Source organism: Leisingera daeponensis, from assembly GCF_019801465.1.
GTDB classification, from domain to species: domain Bacteria; phylum Pseudomonadota; class Alphaproteobacteria; order Rhodobacterales; family Rhodobacteraceae; genus Leisingera; species Leisingera daeponensis_A.
On the sequence record NZ_JAHVJA010000027.1, the window covers coordinates 1 to 18,038 of the forward strand.

Below are 18,038 nucleotides of genomic sequence, written 5' to 3' on the forward strand. Positions count from 1 at the left end.
CCAACGATTTGAGAAACGAATTTGTAGCGCACATTGCGAAACGCACTCCCCACTATGAGATGTGCAAAATCTCGCAGCACCGGATAGGCGCTACAACGTGGGGCCGGGACAGCGCTTACCGAAATCCGCCGGGCGCCAAAGCTGCATGGATCATGCGGATCAGCCGCTCAAAATCTCGCACGTAGTGAAAGGTGAGAGCGCTGTAGATCAGATCAAACGCCGCTTCGGGCAGTTCAAGCGTTTGCAGATCGGCAATCCGGTATTCGATACCGGAATCCTCTGTATCATCCTTTGCACGCTCAATCATGTTCTGTGACAGATCCAAACCGAGAACAGAGGATGTTCCCTGTTCGCGAAACCAGCGTGCAGCCCAGCCGAAGCCACAGCCCAAGTCCGCCACGCGCTTGCGTGACGGCCCTGGGAGCAGGGCTTGAATTTCCGGCCATTCCGGCGCACCGTCCAACCCGTCGACTTGACGGGGAAGCTGGCTGTAGCCAGCGAAGAAATCGGGGTTGTCGTAGATATTCCGTGCCATGTTTATCTCCAGAAAAAAGGGAGGACGCGGCACGTTTTTCACGCCTAACAGCCTCGTCCAAATGGGCGAGGCCGAGGCTGGCAATCAGCGTGGTCAGTTCGTGTGATCAGCATCCCGGCATCCCTCCAAGGGGATACCGGCCAACCGGGCGACAATGTGGATGTCCTTCTCAACCATGCTGGGTACATCGGTCAGGATGCTGTGGATGTCAATTTGTGCCCGTTCAGAGGCGTATCGACAGCGTATCGCGTACGCTGGCGCTTGGTGGAGGACAGAATTGAATCCTTGGTATGCCGTTCACCCTGCGCGTGGCGACAGTCAGGTTAGCTCGCAGTGGACGCGCGCAGCACAAGTTCCGGCTGCGGAGCACTGACTGGCCCGGCAACCTCGCCGTCAATAGCAGCCATCAACAGCCCGACGGCCAGGTCTGCAATGGCCTCCAAGTGCAATTCCACGGCTGTCAGGGGCGGCCGGGAGAGCTTGGCGCGCAGCCCGTCGTAGCGGGTCGCGAGTCTGATATTTTGAGGAATCTTCAGACCTTTGGATGCTGCGGCCGTGACTGCGCCGGAGGCAAAGGCGTCTACAGGCACATAGAGAGCGTCAATGTCCCCGCGGCGGGACAGCAAGCTGGCGACAGCTTCCGCGGCAAGATCCTCACCTCCGGATTCATTCAGCTGCAGACAGGCAGGCTCAATGCCGATCTCATCGCAGAAAGCCCGGTAGGCGGCCTCTGTCTCGATATAGGAATTGCGCCGCTGCTCGCCGGTGACCAGGCCGATACGGGTTGCACCGGAGGCGCGCAAGTGTTCCAGCACCATCCGCGCGGTCGCGCCCGAATTCAAATCGACGTGCGGAATGTCTTCGCGTCCGGGTACGCGTCCAACAGAAACAACCGGCACTCCCAGGCCGGTGAAATGCTGCACCAGCGGATCGTCTTGGAAGGGTTCGACCAGAATCACCCCGTCCGGAGTGATGGCATCCAGCTGCGCCCCGGACTGAAACGGCGGGATCAGGCAAAGTGCCATGTTCCGCGTCAACGATGCCACCGCCGCGGTGGCGGCGATTTCCATCAGAAAACCGAGTCTCGACGGGCCCGCCGCCACCGAGAAGGGCATCGAGGACGCAAGCGCGATCATCCCGGTCCGCCCGGTGCGCAGATGCTGTGCTGCACGGTTCGGCCGGTAACCGATCTCCTGCGCGATCTTCTCAATGCGTTCCCGGGTTTCAGGATCCACATGCCGCCGTCCGCTGAAGGCATGGGATACCGTGGTTTTCGAAACGCCCGCCGCCTGCGCTAGATCGCTAATTGTCGGTTTCTTCATCGCTGCCTCATCCTTGTGCCCGGCCTGGTCGGCGCAAACCGTTTAGCAAATCGGTTTGCACGAATCAATTTCCGTGCTAAGCCAAACAATCATGCAAATCGGTTTGCATGTCATTTTCTTACGGTTTGTTCCGGTTTGCCCGTGGGATGGCGGGCTCCAAAGGGAGGAAAACAATGTCAACACACACGCAAACGCATACCCGCGACCCCGCGGATGAAATGCTGCCACCACGCAGTCTTGCCATTTACGGGCTGCAGCACGTCCTGGTGATGGCGGCGTCGCCGATCACCGCGGTGTTCCTGGTGTCGCGCGCCCTCAACTTCGATGAGGCCCTGACGGTTGCGCTGATCAGCGCCACTTTCCTGGTTTGCGGCTTCGGCACGCTGTTGCAGAGTTTCGGCCCGCGCGGTTTTGGCGCCCGGCTGCCCTTCATCATGGTGCCGGGCGGGGCGCCGATCTTCATCTTCATGGCAATTGCGGTGCAAACGGATGTTCAGACCGCGGTGGGGGCGGTGATCATGACGGCGCTGTTCTATTTCGCCGCGCTGCCGGTGTTCAGACGGCTGATCGTGTTTTTCCCGCCGATCGTGGTAGGCACCATGCTGCTGCTGGTGTCGGTAAAGCTGGTGAAGATCTTCGGAGGCACCATCACCGGCAAGCCGGGTACCGAAGGCTATGCCGATCCGGTCAAGATTGCGCTGGCAGGCGCGACCATCCTGCTGACCATTCTCTGCGCCCGCTTCCTGTCCGGCACGCTGCAGCGGCTGGCTGTCATGCTGGGCCTGGTCGGCGGTACGCTGATCGCGCTCACCATCGGCGAGGCGCAGATCACCGGCCTGTTCACCGGTCCGGTCATTGCGGTTCCGCAACTGCTGCCCTACGGCATGCCCAAGTTCGACATCTTCGCCTCGCTGCCGCTGATAATCTTCTCGATTATCTCCATGGCCGAAGCCACCGGCCAGACGCTGGCCACCGCCGAGATTGCGGGCCGCAGCGGCAATGCGCAGAACATCGTGCCGGCCACCATCCGTGGTGACGCCATTACCTCGCTGATCGGCGGCCTGTTCGGGACCTCGCTGATCATCACCTCCGGCGAAAACATCGGTATCGTGCGCGCCACCAACGTGAAATCGCGTTTTGTGACCGCCGCTGCCGGCGTGATCCTGATCCTGATCGCGATCTTCGCACCGGTCAGCCGTCTGGCCTCTGCTTTGCCCGGCCCGGTCGTGGGCGGCACTGCCGTCATCGTCTTTGCCATCATCGGCGTGATCGGCATCGACATGCTGCGCCGTGTCGATCTGCGCGACCACGGCAATATGTACACGCTGGCCGCGGCGCTCACCATGGGCCTGCTGCCGACGCTGATCCCGGATCTGTACAGCCAGTTCCCGAAATGGTCGCAGATGATCCTTGGCAACGGCCTTGCCATGGGCACGATCACGGCCGCGGTGGTGAATGCGCTTTTTGTGCATGTGGGGCGCGCAGACCGCCCCGGTGAACCCGAAGCCATCACTGTCGAAGCGGAGGCAAGCAAATGACCGCTCTGAAGAACCGCCTCGCCGCGAGCGGTGACCTCCTCCTCCTGCCCGGAAAGCTCCTCCATCAGGGGGAGTGCCGGACCGGCCTGGGCGTTTTGGTCCGCGGCGGCCGGTTCCAGGACATCGACAATGCCGAGGCGCTTTGCGCCCGGCACCCCGAGCTCGACCCGCTGCGCCTGCCGGATCACCTGATGATGCCGGGATTCATCGACGCCCACACCCATCTGACCCAGTCGCTGGGCAAGTCGCTGGTCTTTGGCGAGCCTTCGGAGATCTTCCGCCGTATATGGGTGCCGCTGGAAGCCAGCCTGGATGAACGCCTTGTCTATCTTTCGGCCAAGCTGGCGGCGCTGGAGAGTCTTCGTGGCGGGTTCACTACGGCGGTGGATGCCGGCACCCGCTCGGACGGCTGCATCGGCGCCCTGGCGTCCGCAGCCCGGGAAACGGGCCTGCGCAGCGTGGTCGGCTACATCTGCAACGACCTGGGCGGCACCGCCAAGGTGGCGGATCAGGCCACCATCCTGGCCCGTGCGGAGCAGCATCTGGCAGCTTGGGAAAGCGATCCGCTGATCCACCCCTCGCTGGCGGTCTCCATTCCGGAAGTCGCCACCGACGGCATGCTGGCCAGCGTCTCAAGCCTTTCTGCCGAAGCAGGCGTGGTGTTCCAATCCCACGTGAACGAGCATCTGGTGGCCGTGGAGCGCTCGCTTGTGGCGCGCGGCCAGCGTCCGCTGGAGCATCTTGCGTCCATCGGCGCATTGGGGCCGCATGTCCTGATTGCCCATTCCACCCTTGTCACCCCGCAGGAGCTGAACCTGCTGCGCGACAGCGGCACAGCAGTGGCCTACAATCCTGTTGCCAGTGTCTGGAAGGGCAACGCGGTTGCGCCTGCGTTGCAGATGGAGGCACTTGGCATTCGGTTCGGCCTGGGCACCGATGGCACCCGCGCCGACGGGTTCCGCCTGATGGATGCGGGCGAAAGCCTGCAGCGGGCGGGATTTGGCCTTGCCACCGGCGACAGTTCCTGCGGCGGCGGCTGGCTCTGGCTCGACGCCGCAACAAGCCGGGCTGCCGATGCGGCTGGGCTGGGCGCGGTCACGGGCGATATCGCGCTGGGGCTGGCAGCGGACTTCCTTCTCGTCGATCTCGACCGGCCGGAGTTCACCCCCTCGCACGACCTGATCTGGGAACTGGTCCGCTATGGCTGCCGCGACCAGATCGACGCGGTCTTCACGCAAGGCGAGCTGCGCCTCTGGCAAGGCTGGCCGCTGAATTGGGATGCCAAGGCACTGATGGATGAGGTGCGTGAGCTGTCTGACGCTGCAATCGCCGGTGCAGGCGTCCAGCGCATCCACCCGGTTTCCTCCAGACACAGAGCGCAAGCACTCCAGAAACAGGTGAGGCCAAAGTGACTCTCGACGTTATGCTGATCCTGTCGGCCGTGGTATTTGCCGCGGCCTTCATCCAGGGCGCGCTGGGTATCGGCTTTGCGCTGATCGTGGCGCCGGTCCTGGGACTGATGGAGCCCTCGCTGCTGCCGGTCACGCTGCTGATCCTGATGCTGCCGCTCAACAGCCACGTGGCCTGGCGCGAGCGTGAAGAGGTCGACTGGAACGGCGCCGGCTGGATTACTCTGGGCCGGTTTGCCGGGACTTTCGCGGGGCTCTGGCTGCTGGTGGTGCTCAGCGGCAGACAGCTCGACCTCGCAGTCGGCTGGTTCACGATTATCGCTGCCGGGGTCGCACTTCTTGCTCCGCGCTTTGACCCCACCCGCCCGGCGGCTTTGGGCGTTGGTCTCTTTACCGGGGTGACCGAAACCTCCACCGGAATCGGCGGCCCGCCGCTGGCGCTGCTATACCAGCACGCCGCAGCCCCTGTCTTGCGCTCGACCGTGGCGATCTGCTTCCTCGCGGGTGAAGTGATCTCCTTGATAATCCTTGCTCTTGCCGGGCGGATGGAGACCGTGCAGATGCTGGCCGCTGTGTACCTGTTCCCTGCCGTCATGCTGGGCAGTGCGCTGTCGCGCATGACGCACAGCCGCATCGGCGGCCCAGGCCTGAGAGTTGCGGTATTGCTTTTCGCCATCGTCAGCGGCTTGTACCTGATTGCAGGCTGACGGGCCTTGTACCCGTGAAAGCAGGTAGACGGGCGGCCGCGCAATGGCTGCTTCAATGACCATCCACCATCCCGTCTGAGCGTGAGAGCCAGTCTGCGGAGCCGCCGGGCGGCCTCGCTTCGGATCACCCGATTGCCATTTTGCGGAAAGCGTGCGGTAAGACCAGCAAGCACAGTAAACCGCCGTTTGTTCCCGCGCAGAGAATTGGCGTTTTGTCGCGCGTCTAGGTGTTGTGCAGCCGCGCAGCAAAAGCTCGGTTTGGTGACGGGGGCAACGGGCGGTTTGAACGGCTGGTTTGGTGAACTTCGCTACGCCGTAGAAATTGGATTACTGCACCTGCGAAGCGATGCCGCGTCAGCAATATACACAACCATCAATGTCGGGAAAGTCCGGCGATTTGCCAGTTCGAACATCTTGCAGCGATGGACCGCTTCATCACGTAAACAGTCCTAAAATGGCGGAGTGTATTCTTCGGGGCAAACCAAGGTTCATTCCGAAAATATTGGTGTGGTGCTTGGCGAGGCTTCAGACCACTGCGACCGCTTCTTCGGCTGCCGGAATAGCCTCAGCCCAGCTCTTGGCTGTGGGGAGAATTTCCCAGCAAACCGCGCGCGGACACTCCAGGGCCGAGTGCCGCGTCATCATGCTGACGATCACTAGCACGATCAGTCAGGTCAGCATGCCGGGGATCACCGGGTCGATGCCTGTCCCCAATAAGGGCCAGATAACCGTCACCACAATGGCCGAGAGCATGGCCGACGCGCATCCCTTCGACGTTGCCCGACGCCAGAACATAACGGCGAGGAAGGGGATCACCAGCGTGGTCGTCGAAATCCTGAGCACCCATTGATAGGCGCTGATGATGTCGGTCATCAGGAAGGCCACGAAAAGCGACAGAACGGAGATGATCACCACGCTCAGCCGCGCAGCTCTCATCTTCTCGGCTTCAGTTGCCTGCGACTTGAACAAACGGCGATACAAGTTTGCGGCGAGGTTGGAACTGCCTTGCAGGATAGCACAGAGCCGAGCTGCTTTTGGTCGATCGCCAACTCCCCAGAAAACAACCGATTCGAAATACGGCTCTGATCTTTTTTCAGTGACCGGTCTGATGCGACTTTGTTGCACAAATCGGTTTGTGAGCGCACGTCCCCTTTCCCCGGACGGACTTATCCTACGGGCTCTGTGACAGGTATGCCAAGAGTTGTGTAGCGATTGAGAACCGTGACGCGGACCTGGACTGCCGCGACTTTCCGCTCAAAGTCTCTCGCCATCAGGGATTGGCCGAGGAGTTTGATGCAGTTCATCTTGCTCTCAACGCGGCTTCGGCGGTGGTATCCGCTCCATCGTCGCCAGATCGCGCGGCCGAGGTAACGCGAAGCATTGACCGCTTCGTTGCGGGCGATGGCCCCGGCACTCGTGGGCTTCCAGGGTTTGGCATTCTTGCGCGGCGGTATCACGGCATGAGCCCCTCGCGCCGCAATCGCGTCATTGCATTTCCGCGTATCGTAAGCGCTGTCTGCGGTCACCGATCCGACGCTCTGATCGGGTGGAGTTTGAACGAGTAGCTCCGGCAGCATCGGTGCGTCACCCACATTGCTGGTCGTGACCTCCGCGGCCCGCACTTCCAGCGTTTCTTCGTCAATTCCTATGTGTATCTTGCGCCAGAGGCGGCGCTTGGGCCCACAATGCTTGCGCGCGTTTCACTCACCTTCGCCCTCCGCTTTGATGCCGGTGCTGTCTATCAGGAGATTGAGTGGGCCAGTGCCAACCTGGTAGGGCAGGCTCACGTTCAGCGTCTTCTGGCGGCGGCACAGGGTGCTATAGTCGGGCCCTGTCCAGTCCAGTCCAACCAGCCGCAGAAGGCTTTGCTCGGACCCGGTCGTTTGCCGAAGCGGCATCCCGAACAGCACTTTCAGCGTCAGGCAAGTCTGGATCGCAGAGTCGCTGAAACGCTGCTGGCGACCTCGCGTGCCGCACGGTGGTGGCTCCCAGATCATCTCCGGGTCAAACCAAATCGACAGCGATCCGCGCTGCTTCAATGCTGCGTTATACGAAGGCCAGTTCCTGGTCTTGTACTTCGTCGGGGCCCAACTGCTCATGCTCCCCTGCTATCACTCTGGATTCACGAGATGAATCCCTCGCGGGATTTGTGAAACAAAGCCGGTTGCAGCTAAAGTCAGGAATGCGGGCTGCCACCGCAGCATTTGAAAACCGTGCTCAAGGTTGGCTTTGGGCCGCCAAAGCTCGTTACCTTTCACCAGTTTGCAACGGAAGCAGCGCCGTATCCGAAGGAGGGTCAGAGCAGATGCAGCCACACACGTCTGAGTGTTGTTCGCTGCCTCCCGTGTCCGGTGTCCCGCTATTGCGCCTCTTTCGGCTTGCTTTGCCTCAGCGGCCGACCGATAGGGCTGTATGTTCAAGAACCGGGCCATCGTCTTTATTCTGATTACGCTGATGATCGACGCTATCGGCATTGGAATCGTTTTCCCAATCATGCCGGACCTGATGGAGCGCGTGGGTGCAGCGGACACCGGCAAAGGCGCGCTGTGGGGTGGGCTGCTGATGGCCGCCTATGCAGGCGCGCTGTTCCTATGCGGCCCCATTGTCGGCAGCATCTCCGATGCGGCTGGACGCAGGCCGGTCCTGATCGCCGCGCTTACCATGCTGGCGCTTGATTATGTGATCATGGCCTTGGCGGACAGTTTCTGGCTGCTCTTGCTTGGCCGGACGCTCGCGGGCCTCGCCGGGGCGACCTACATCACCGCCACCGCCTATATTGCGGACATATCTTCGCCGCGGGAAAGAGCCGCGAATTTCGGCCTCATCGGTGCTGCGTTCGGGATCGGTTTCGTGCTTGGTCCGGCCATCGGCGGAGTTGCCGCAGAAATCAGCATCGCGGCGCCGTTTTGGATCGCGGCGGTTCTGTCGGCCGGCAATGCCCTTTTCGGAGTTTTTGTGCTGCCTGAGAGCCTGGCGCCGGAGAAACGCCGCCCCTTTGGCAAGCGAGATCTCAATCCGTTTAAATCAATCTTCGATGCCTTCCGGCTGCCGGGGCTTGCAGTGCCGCTGCTGTGCATTTTGATCTTTGAGTTTGCAAATATGGTCTACCCGACGCTTTGGGCTTTCTGGACCCGCGAAGTATTCGATTGGCCGACGCTTTACATCGGGCTTTCGCTTGCGGCATATGGCGTGCTTCTGGCTTTGGTCCAGGGCGGGCTGATGCCAATCCTTATCAGATGGATCGGGGACTTCCGCACCTTGATGCTCGGCATGATATCGGCGCTGACCGGAATGATCGGTTTTGGCTTTACCGGGTCGGTCGCGGCTCTGGCCGTCTTTCTTATGCTCGCGGCGCTTTCTGATCTTGTGCCTGCCTTGCTGACGGCCATGGCATCGAACCAGGTGGATGAAGACCGGCAAGGGGTGGTGCAGGGCGTTATCGCGTCGCTGTCATCCGTCGCGGCAATCCTGGCGCCCCTCGTGATGACCGGCCTGTTCAAGGCCTCTGTTGACGATCACGGCTTTTATTTGCCGGGAGCTCCCTTCCTCTTCGCAGCGGTTTTAGTATTGGCAATGATGCCTCTCGTGGTGCGCTTGCGGGGGCATGCTTCGGTTTGAGCAACGATCAAGTCAGAATGACTTTGCTTCAGGGGGTTGCGGCAGGTAAGTCCTGGTTGCAATCGCTCGCACCAAGGAAACGCTGCGCGATGCACAAATGACCGTTTCAGTGAACGCAGTGCTGAGAAGAGGTTTTTGGCCGAATGGCAGCTCAGGGCCGGTCAGGTTCCAAAGGGCGACCACAGTTCGCAACTGTGCAGCGGCAGTTCTCTGCGCTCCGCTGCCCCTGGTGCAACCCGCAGTATCCTGTGAGGCAGCTTGGCTCTGCCGAGGGTCCGCTTCTGGGAAACTGACCATAGAATTTCGCACCGGCAGCATCCTTGGCGCGGCACCCCTTGTCTACGGCCGCTTCGGGCTGGAACCGTCGACTGAACTTGCGGTTTCCCATGGTCGCGGCAACGTCAGCTGTAAGCTCGAATGCCAACTTCCCCTGGGCATTGAAGAGCGGTTCAGACCCACCATTGGTCGATGGCTGCGATCTCTTCGTCAGTCCATCCGAAATGATGGGCGAACTCGTGAATAACAACATGCGCGATCAACTGGTTCAGTTCGATATCACCGCGGTCACGCCATTCCGCCAAAATCGGCTGGCGGAAGAGCCAGACAACATCCGGAGGTGGCGCCATGTCGAGAACCGATTTCTCGGTCATAGGTATTCCCTCGTAGAGCCCCGTCAGTTCATATGGATCTGCAAAACCAAGTTCATCCAGCATGGCCGACGCAGGCCATTCGGCAATGCGCAGAATGACGTTATCTGCAGCTGGCCTGAAGGCCCTCGGCAGGGAAGCTATAGTGGCGCGAGCGATCTTCTCGAAATGGTCAAGGTCGTGGAGCATGCGTTGTATATGGTTTCTCGGAGCGGTGTAGTGAACCTCCTGGCCGGAGGGAGGCAGTTCATACGCCTGATGCGATCAGCAGCCTGCGGCCCCAAATCGGACTGCGATGGATACCGCCCCTATGGCCAACTTCTTGCCTCAGAAGAGTATATCTGCTTGCTGCGAGAAACACCGAAAACACAGGTGAAATATGGCAATAGACCTAAAGGGGCTGAGTGCCGCTGAATTGGAAGCGCTGGCCAAGGAAATCGAACTCCGCAAAGTGGAAGTAGAGAACGAGGCAAAGAAGAACGCTTACGCCGAAATGCTGGCTATTGCGGAAAGACATGGCGTGGCCTTTGAAGAGGTTATTGCTCTGCATGGCGGAAAGGGGCGTAAATCAAGCGCAAAGGCAGCTGCCAAATACACCAATCCAGCTGACCCATCCCAGACCTGGAGCGGCCGCGGGCGTAAGCCTGGGTGGGTCCACGAAGCTTTGAAAGCTGGGAAATCCATTGAGGATCTTGAGATCTGAAGCGGCAATTCACTTGTTGCGCTAACGCAGGCGGCATCATGTACAGTTGCCCGGGGCGCAATCGGCAACTTTGAGCTGCCTGTCGTCATTGCCTCCGGCGGCTGGAACGACGGATTTTCTGCGCCCAGGGCGCGTTCCTCGCCGGCGCAGCGAAGGGCAGCCCGTCCCGGACTAGCCACTCGTGCCCAATGAGGCGAACTGGCGGATCGATCCCATTTTGCGATACGCTGCTCCAGGCGCGGGCCTCATCGCCTCTACGCGGATTAGATCTATGTGGATGTGAACGCCGGTTAAAATGAACACTTGAAAGGGATCGAATATGCCAGACAACTTCAATATGTCCATGCGCAAGTTCTTAAAGCAGGTTGGTGTCACTTCACAACAAGCGATCGAAGAAGCGATGCGCGAGGCGGATACTGCCGGAAAAACTTTCGAAGTAAAAGCCGTGGTGGAGATAAAGGACCTGGGCCTTAACCATGTGGTGACAGGACACATCACCGGCGAGGAGTAGCCGTAAGCGGTGCAATGACAGCGGCTCTCTGCTCGACTTTCTCTTCCCGATCCTTCAGCATATGAGCTCCTGCCCAGTCAATGGTCCGCTTTCGCTGGAACGGTTGCAAAGCCTCGCACGTGCAGTATTCAGAGCGGCTCTCCACAAATGAGCGTAGAGTTTGGGCTGTGCCTGCGGTCAGCTGTGGCAGCGACGGTAACCGTCCAGGCCGGTGATGACTCCGCTGCGCCGCCGCAAGGCCGCTCCGAGCCCTTTGCCGTCATTGCCCTAGGCGCGGCCTCTCGCTTGTGCAGCACGTCGGTCACAGCCCGAAGCGGTCATAGACATGGTGGCGAGTGCCAGAATGCTGTCGGTGCAAAATTCTATGGTGACTTTCCCGAAAGCGGACCTTCGGCAGGGCCCAGCTAGCTCATGTGATGCTGCGGGGCGAACCAGGGGCAGCGGAACGCAGAAAGCGGATTTTGCTGAATTCTGCAAAGAGCACCTGATTGTCGCCTTAAGCCTAGCCAAACGCCGCAGCGCAGCTTTCGCATTGTCGGTTCCAGCTTTCCGTCTCATCTTCACTCCTTGACGGTTCAGATGAGCCAGGATTTTTCCGTTATGCAAATCCCTCAATCAGGCCCACAGGTGCTGATGTCAGACAGGTCAGAACAGGACAGGTGATCCATTATCACTAGCTGGCGTGACCGAATCTTCGTCCAATGATGCAGCCAGGTCTTCAGCCGGAAGCAGTGCGTTAGAGGCGTACTCAGCGTCTGTTTGTGCGGCAGCCATACTGAGGTCCACCCCTGCACCGAGAATCCCCAGATCAATATCCACGTCCAGAACAATGCCATCCTCCGGCAAAACATTGACGTCGAAACTCGTGGTGCCGGTTTCCACTTCACCATCCGTGGAGCGCAAGGTGGTTTCCAGGTCGAGTGTTACAGTTCCCAAGTCGTCAGAGGCAGGCGCGATCACCAGTTGTGAAAGATCCCATCCGGTGACATCCACTTCGCCACCGGATGCGACTGCGGTTTCTTCACCGGCACTGAACACCCAGTTGTCCGGCACATTCGTCAGCTTGACGGCCTCCAGCGTTGAAGTGCCGGTATCAACGTCAATGATAAAACCGGCGTGGTCGTTGTTCTCGATGGATCCGAGCGGGCTTGGCGTGACCAGGCTGAAATCAGTCTCTCCGGGTCCGCGCCACTCGAATGTCATCTCGGCATCACCGGTCAGGTCCAGGTGATGTATGACGACTTCATGCTCGCCTGCTGACAAAGTCCGGCTGCCCACTTCAACAGTCACCACGCCTTCTACAGCCTTGACGATCGTGGAGGCGCCATCAATCCAGACAAGGGCCGTATCGCCGGTGGTCAAGCGAAATTCGTAGGTTCCCGCTTCGGCAATGTCGATGCGCCCGGTGACTTTGGTCGCGAAAACATCCGGCGACAGCAGGTCGAAGAAGGTGAATGGCGTGTTCGGGAAATCGATGGATTGCGTGTAAAACTCGTCCAATGGTTCGCTGTTGTAGTCGATATCCAAGATGTTCAGCACGCCATCGGCAACTGCAATTTGCTCAACATGGAAGCTGGTGCTTACCGTGACGGCTGCTGGAATGACCGGAACATCGGTGACGGTGAGGGTGAAGTCCTGATTGGTGCTGTTGCCGCCCGCGTCCGTAGCAGTGACCGTGACAGTGATGCTGGGCTCGGCCTCGTGATCGAGGCTGATGCCGTCCTTCAGCTTCAGGGTGCCGTCGCCCTGCACCTCGAAGCGGGCATCATCGACGGTGAAGCTGACGGGCCCGCCTTCGGGATCGCTGGCGGAAAGCGTGCCGATGGCAGCACCAGCGGCATTCTCGGCCACCGAGCTGTTGTCCAAAGCAAGGCCCTCCGGCGCTTCGTCAACATCGGTGACGGTCAGTGTGAAAGGCTGATCGGTGCTGTTGCCGCCCGCGTCCGTAGCAGTGACGGTGACGGTGATGCTGGGCTCGGCCTCGTGGTCGAGGCTGATGCCGTCCTTCAGCTTCAGGGTGCCGTCGCCCTGCACCTCGAAGCGGGCGTCGTCGACGGAATAACTGTAGGGACCGCCGCCCGGTGTGTCGCTGCTGATTGTGCCTACGGTGGCTCCCGCATCGTTTTCGGCCAAAGCGCTGTTGTCCAGCGAGAAAGTTCCCGCGTCCTCGTTCATGTCGGTGACGGTGAGGGTGAAGTCCTGATCGGTGCTGTTGCCGCCTGCATCCGTAGCAGTGACCGTGACAGTGATGCTGGGCTCGGCCTCGTGGTCGAGACTGATGCCGTCCTTCAGCTTCAGGGTGCCGTCGCCTTGGACCTCGAAGCGGGTATCATCGACGGTGAAGCTGACGGCGCCGCCCTCCGGGTCGCTGGCGGAAAGCGTGCCGATGGCGGCGCCCGGGGCGTTCTCGGCCACCGAGCCGTTGTCCAAAGCGACGCCCTGCGGCGCCTCGTCCACGTCAGTGACGGTCAGTGTGAAAGGCTGATCGGTGCTATTGCCGCCCGAGTCCGTAGCAGTGACGGTGACAGTGATGCTGGGCTCGGTCTCGTGGTCGAGGCTGATGCCGTCCTTCAGCTTCAGGGTGCCGTCGCCCTGCACCTCGAAGCGGGCATCGTCGACGGTGAAGCTGATGGCGCCGCCCTCCGGGTCGCTGGCGGAAAGCGTGCCGATGGCAGCACCAGCGGCATTCTCGACCACCGAGCTGTTGTCCAAAGCGAGGCCCTCCGGCGCCTCGTCAACATCGGTGACGGTGAGGGTGAAGTCCTGATCGGTGCTGTTGCCGCCTGCATCCGTAGCAGTGACCGTGACAGTGATGCTGGGCTCGGCCTCGTGGTCGAGACTGATGCCGTCCTTCAGCTTCAGGGTGCCGTCGCCTTGGACCTCGAAGCGGGCATCGTCGACGGTGAAGCTGACGGCGCCGCCCTCCGGGTCGCTGGCGGAAAGCGTGCCGATGGCAGCACCATCTGCATTCTCGGCCACCGAGCTGTTGTCCAAAGCGAGGCCCTCCGGCGCCTCATCGGTTACGGGATCCTCGGGATCTGACAGCGGGCCGGTTTCCGGCAGATCTGGCACAGGGCCGACAGCCGGCGCGTTGTCGGCTGGCTTGCCTCCAGCCCCCTCACCTCTGGAGGCAGGCGTTTCCGGAGGGTGAGGTTCCGTCCCGGCCGAACTCTCGGCTAGTCCGGCAACCGGCACGTCTCCGGCCAAGTCAACTTGCGGGCCGCTTATCGCCCCCGGAGCGGGGTCATCACCAGGCAGGTTGCGGGCCGAGGTGATCTGCTGAAGAGAGGTGAAGTCCGACCGGCCTGGGGACGGCGGGGTGATTTCCGTATAATGATTGACGGTTTCGTCCGGGGCCGGGCGATCGTCCGGAGGGGCGGGCGCCTCTTCCTCAATCTTCTGAAACTGGGCTGTACCCTGATGCAGCAGTGCCTGGCGTTCCGCATCGTCGATCCCATCCGTCTCTCCGAATGTGGGGGCCGCGTTTGAAGTTTTTGCGGTGAGTTCACGTTCGGTTTCCTGAAGCCAGTTTCCGTCACCGTTGGACGCAGAGTTCTGAAACCCGCTGGGATGGTTGGAGGACTCTTCTGCCATTATACTCTCCTGCGGCGTAACATGCTGAAATAAAAGAAAACTCCCCGAAATAAGGGGCGTTCTCCCGATGACCTAAAGACAACCTAGAGAATATATTGAATTATTAAGAGGCAACTCATAACGCGAGTTAATCAAGCGGATAAATCTACTAAAAGTAGAAATTAGGCATGCTGCCGGATTAACTGCCTGTAAAGGGGCAAGCGCGTCAGCTTGGCTTTCAGGAAACGTTACTTAGTTAAATGTTATTCGGGGGCTGCCGATGGTGAGTGCGGACCAAGAAACCCTGCCCGCAGCACGGGCAGGCTGGCGCGGAATCGATTGCGATTCAATCGCATCCGCAGTTGTGATCAACTTGTTGACGCTGGCCATGCCGCTGGCATTGCTGCAGGTCTTCGACCGGGTCATCCCCAATCAGTCCTATGACACGCTGTTTGGCATTTTCATTGTCATGCTGGGGGTTATTGCGGTCGACCTGGCGCTGAAGGCCACCCGGGCGCATTTTGTTCTGGAAACAGCCCGTCAGCGCGGCCGCGGCATTGGCCAGGATGTGACGCAGGCGCTGTTCGAAGGTTCGCCAGCTGTTCTGGACCGTTTGGGCAAGGAAGCCACCGTGGAACGGCTGATGGGGATGCTCGGGCTGCGCCAAGCCGTGCAAGAGCAGGTCGTCAAGGTGACCGTCGACCTTGTGTTTTCGGGGCTGTTTCTGCTCATTATCGCGGGACTGGGCGGCTGGCTGGTTCTGGCGCCGCTGAGCGTCATAATGGGACTGCTGATCGTCACTGCAAGGCTGCGCCCGGCTTACCGGGAGGCGTCACGGCTGCGGCGGGACTATGACCGGCGCAGAATGTCGTTCCTGTCCGAGGTGCTGCAGCAGGCCCGGCTGGTCAAGCTGCTGGGGCTGGAGCACCAGATGCTGCGCCGTTACGAGCTTTTGCAGGCGAGCTCGTCGGTATCGAGCGAAACTCTCATCCGGCTGAGCGGCGGCAGCATGGGCGCGGCCAGCATGGGCACGCAGATCGCCACGGTGCTGACCTGCGCTGCAGGCGGCGTCCTGGCAATACAAAGCTCTTTCACCGTAGCCGAGCTGGCGGCCTGCATGCTGCTGACCGGGCGGGCGGTGCAGCCGGTGATCCAGCTGACCTTTCTGAGTGCCGCCAGGGATGATGCCGCTGCGCGGTTCACCGGGCTGGCAGAAGTGGTCAGCGCCCAGGACGGCGCGGCAGTGCAGGCCCGAGGGCCTGTCACCGGCGGCATCACCGCCACCGGTCTCGGCCTGCGCCGCGACAGCGGCGGCGGTTACCACTTCCGCGGGATCAGTTTCTCCGTTGCTCCCGGCCAGCTGGTCGTGATCGACGGACCGCTGTCCAGCCGCGGCGGTTGCCTACTGCAAATCCTGGCCGGCGAACTTCAGCCGGACGAAGGCCGCGTAGTCCTGGACGGTTCCGGAGAATTGGGCCCCAATGCCGCCGCTGCGCCGCAGGGACTGGTGCTGGAGCCGCGGGAACCGGTCATTCTGGATGGTCAGATCCTCGAAAACCTGACGGCGTTCAACGCCGCCGCCCCGAACAGCGATCTGCAGCACGCCGCCCTGAAGCTTGGGCTGACCGGCCAGATTGCGCAGTTGCCCGGCGGCCTGAAAAGCGCCTTGTCCGGCGGCCGCCCCGGGATCGGCAGCCCGGGATTCTACCGTCGCCTTGCCTTGGCAAGGGCGATTGCGCAGAAGCCGCGGATTCTGCTGCTCGAGGATCCGTTTGCGGACCTGGACCCCTCCGGCCGCCGCGGCCTTTCCGAACTCTTGCTGTCGCTCAAGGGCAGCGTGACCTGCGTGCTGACTCGTCCGGATGACGCGCTGCGGCAGGCGGCAGACTGCCGGGTCACCTTGCCGACCGGGCCGCAATCGGGCGGCTGACCCGGCCGCAGGCTGGTGGGCCCCAAGCCACTTGCTGTAACAACCAGGTGCATTGATGAACACGCTGAACACATCACCGGACATCAGGCAGGCCGAGCGGGTATGGGACGTCCGCAAGAAGCTGCCGGCCTCCTTGCAAAAGGCGGCTGAGCCGTCGGACAGCGCGGCCGCGGCCCAAGCGGAGGCGGTCCTGGGCCTGCTGCTGGAAACGGCGGGGTGGGATGCCGACCCGGTCCGTATCCGGGCGGCGCTGCCGCACGCCCGCCAGGCTTTCGACGGCTGGGATTTGTGTGATGCGCTGGTTGCGCTGAGAATTCCCTATGTCCAATCGGGGGCGGGCGGTGCCGGGACGGAAGGCCAATCCGGACTTGGCTTGCTGGTTGCCGGAAATGGCCGGTTCCGGCTGGCAGGGGGTCCCTTCGAGCACACCGGGGTTCAGTCCGGAGAGGTCCTTATATCCATTGTGCCTGCCAGCGTTTCGGGACGGCGCCCGGCCGCAGGCAGCGCGGCGGCGCTCCTGCAAGGGCTACGGGCCCATATCTGGTCGCTTCTGTTTGCGTCCCTTGTCATCAATCTCGCGGGATTATTGACCCCGGTCTTTGTGATCCTGGTCTACAACCGGGCGATACCGGCGGGCACTGCGGGCGTGATATTTGTCCTGGCGGCGGGGCTGTTGCTGGCCTTCGCCACGGAGATCGCGATCCGCCGCATCCGCAGCCGGACACTCGTCCGGCTGGCGGCTCAGCTGGAGCACCGTCTGAGCCTGGCTCTCCTTAACAAGCTGATGGTGTTTCCGCTGGATTCGCTGATGGGCGCCCCGGTGGAGCAGCAGCGGGCCCGCCTCAAGCAATTCGAGGCTGTCCGGGAAGCGCTGGTTGGCCCGCTGGTGCAGGTCGGTCTGGATATCCCGTTTGCGGTGGTGTTCGGGGCCGCGCTGTTCTTTATCGCGCCGCCGGTCGGGCTGATCGCGCTGGCCGCGGCCCTGGTTCAAGCCGGTTTCCTGATTGGCTGCGCGCCGCACCTCCGCCGGCTGGAGAGGCTGTCGAATGACTCCGCCAGGGACCTGCGGAAAGTGAGCGAGACAGTGGTCAACGAGCGGCTGCACTTGCGCCGCCTGCACGCGCAAGCCCCTTGGCGCCAGCAGTTCAGCCGCCGCCTTTTGCTGGCACTGGATGACGTAATGCGCCAGCAGTACATGATCGAGTTGTCTGCGCATGTGTCGCAAAGCATCATTCTGATCGCGGGGGTGTCCGGCGGCATGCTGGCAACCGGAATGGCCATTCAGGGCGATCTGACAGTCGGCGGATTTGTCGCGATTCTGGTCGTGATCTGGAGGTTTCTGGCCCCGGTGCAATCACTCGGCCGGGCTGCCGGTCAAGCGCTGGCCGCCCGCCAAAGCCTGCAGGATATCGACAGTGTCCTTGCCTTGCCCGAAGAGAACCGCCGCGGGGTGGCGCCGCGCCGCGGAGCGGCGGCGGCACCGCCTGTGGTGGTCGAATTGGCCTCGCTCCGCATGCCCGGTTCAAGCGATCTGCTGCTGGCCGG

13 protein-coding genes and 1 pseudogene are annotated in these 18,038 nt (G+C 61.4%); 8 read left to right on the forward strand and 6 right to left on the reverse strand.

The genetic code is table 11. The annotated features are described in order from the left end of the window. Positions 1-115 precede the first annotated feature (115 nt). Positions 116-535, reverse strand: coding sequence for a class I SAM-dependent methyltransferase (locus tag KUV26_RS23005; protein ID WP_261400093.1), 420 nt, complete (start codon positions 533-535; stop codon positions 116-118). A 323-nt stretch (positions 536-858) separates the two neighbouring features. After that, a complete protein-coding gene (locus KUV26_RS23010; protein ID WP_222510210.1) occupies positions 859-1,857 on the reverse strand; it encodes a LacI family DNA-binding transcriptional regulator in 999 nt (332 codons plus the stop codon). A 173-nt stretch (positions 1,858-2,030) separates the two neighbouring features. Between KUV26_RS23010 and KUV26_RS23015 the strand changes: the two genes are divergently transcribed. From KUV26_RS23015 to KUV26_RS23025, 3 genes are read left to right on the forward strand one after another with little or no spacing between them, the layout of a single operon-like run. Next, the gene (locus KUV26_RS23015) at positions 2,031-3,395 is read left to right on the forward strand and encodes a uracil-xanthine permease family protein (RefSeq protein ID WP_222506594.1); all 1,365 of its coding nucleotides are present in this window, start codon (positions 2,031-2,033) and stop codon (positions 3,393-3,395) included. Next, positions 3,392-4,807 (forward strand): amidohydrolase family protein, encoded by a 1,416-nt coding sequence (locus KUV26_RS23020; protein WP_222510211.1) that lies wholly within the window; start codon positions 3,392-3,394, stop codon positions 4,805-4,807. The genes KUV26_RS23015 and KUV26_RS23020 overlap by 4 nt, the downstream gene beginning before the upstream one ends. Then, positions 4,804-5,511, forward strand: a complete 708-nt coding sequence (locus KUV26_RS23025; RefSeq protein ID WP_174149159.1) for a sulfite exporter TauE/SafE family protein — start codon at positions 4,804-4,806, stop codon at positions 5,509-5,511. The genes KUV26_RS23020 and KUV26_RS23025 overlap by 4 nt, the downstream gene beginning before the upstream one ends. Positions 5,512-6,180: 669 nt before the next feature. Here KUV26_RS23025 and KUV26_RS23030 read toward each other — a convergent pair. Beyond that, a complete protein-coding gene (locus tag KUV26_RS23030; protein ID WP_174149160.1) occupies positions 6,181-6,636 on the reverse strand; it encodes a sodium:solute symporter family transporter in 456 nt (151 codons plus the stop codon). 41 nt (positions 6,637-6,677) lie between these two features. Next, a pseudogene (locus KUV26_RS23035) lies at positions 6,678-7,610 on the reverse strand (IS5 family transposase). A 313-nt stretch (positions 7,611-7,923) separates the two neighbouring features. Between KUV26_RS23035 and KUV26_RS23040 the strand changes: the two are divergent. Continuing rightward, positions 7,924-9,129 (forward strand): MFS transporter, encoded by a 1,206-nt coding sequence (locus tag KUV26_RS23040; protein WP_222510213.1) that lies wholly within the window; start codon positions 7,924-7,926, stop codon positions 9,127-9,129. 449 nt (positions 9,130-9,578) lie between these two features. Here the strand turns inward: KUV26_RS23040 and KUV26_RS23045 are convergent, their stop codons facing one another. Further along, positions 9,579-9,965, reverse strand: a complete 387-nt coding sequence (locus tag KUV26_RS23045; RefSeq protein ID WP_222510214.1) for a metallopeptidase family protein — start codon at positions 9,963-9,965, stop codon at positions 9,579-9,581. Between the two features lie 190 nt (positions 9,966-10,155). Here KUV26_RS23045 and KUV26_RS23050 point away from each other — a divergent pair, with 190 nt between their 5' ends. Together KUV26_RS23050 and KUV26_RS23055 are read left to right on the forward strand one after the other, a co-directional pair. Next, positions 10,156-10,479, forward strand: coding sequence for an H-NS family nucleoid-associated regulatory protein (locus tag KUV26_RS23050; RefSeq protein WP_222510215.1), 324 nt, complete (start codon positions 10,156-10,158; stop codon positions 10,477-10,479). Positions 10,480-10,798: 319 nt separating this feature from the next. After that, positions 10,799-10,990 carry a DUF6494 family protein gene (locus KUV26_RS23055; RefSeq protein WP_222506422.1) on the forward strand — a complete coding sequence of 64 codons (192 nt, stop codon included), beginning with the start codon at positions 10,799-10,801 and terminating at the stop codon, positions 10,988-10,990. A gap of 645 nt (positions 10,991-11,635) precedes the next feature. On the opposite strand, the gene KUV26_RS23060 is transcribed toward KUV26_RS23055, so the two are convergent. Then, complete coding sequence (locus tag KUV26_RS23060) at positions 11,636-14,584, reverse strand: PA14 domain-containing protein (protein WP_222510216.1); 2,949 nt, start codon at positions 14,582-14,584, stop codon at positions 11,636-11,638. Between the two features lie 259 nt (positions 14,585-14,843). Between KUV26_RS23060 and KUV26_RS23065 the strand changes: the two genes are divergently transcribed. Together KUV26_RS23065 and KUV26_RS23070 are read left to right on the forward strand one after the other, a co-directional pair. Further along, complete coding sequence (locus KUV26_RS23065; RefSeq protein WP_261400094.1) at positions 14,844-16,493, forward strand: ABC transporter transmembrane domain-containing protein; 1,650 nt, start codon at positions 14,844-14,846, stop codon at positions 16,491-16,493. Positions 16,494-16,548: 55 nt separating this feature from the next. After that, a partial coding sequence (locus KUV26_RS23070) for an ABC transporter transmembrane domain-containing protein (protein ID WP_222510218.1) occupies positions 16,549-18,038 on the forward strand: 1,490 nt, incomplete at its 3' end.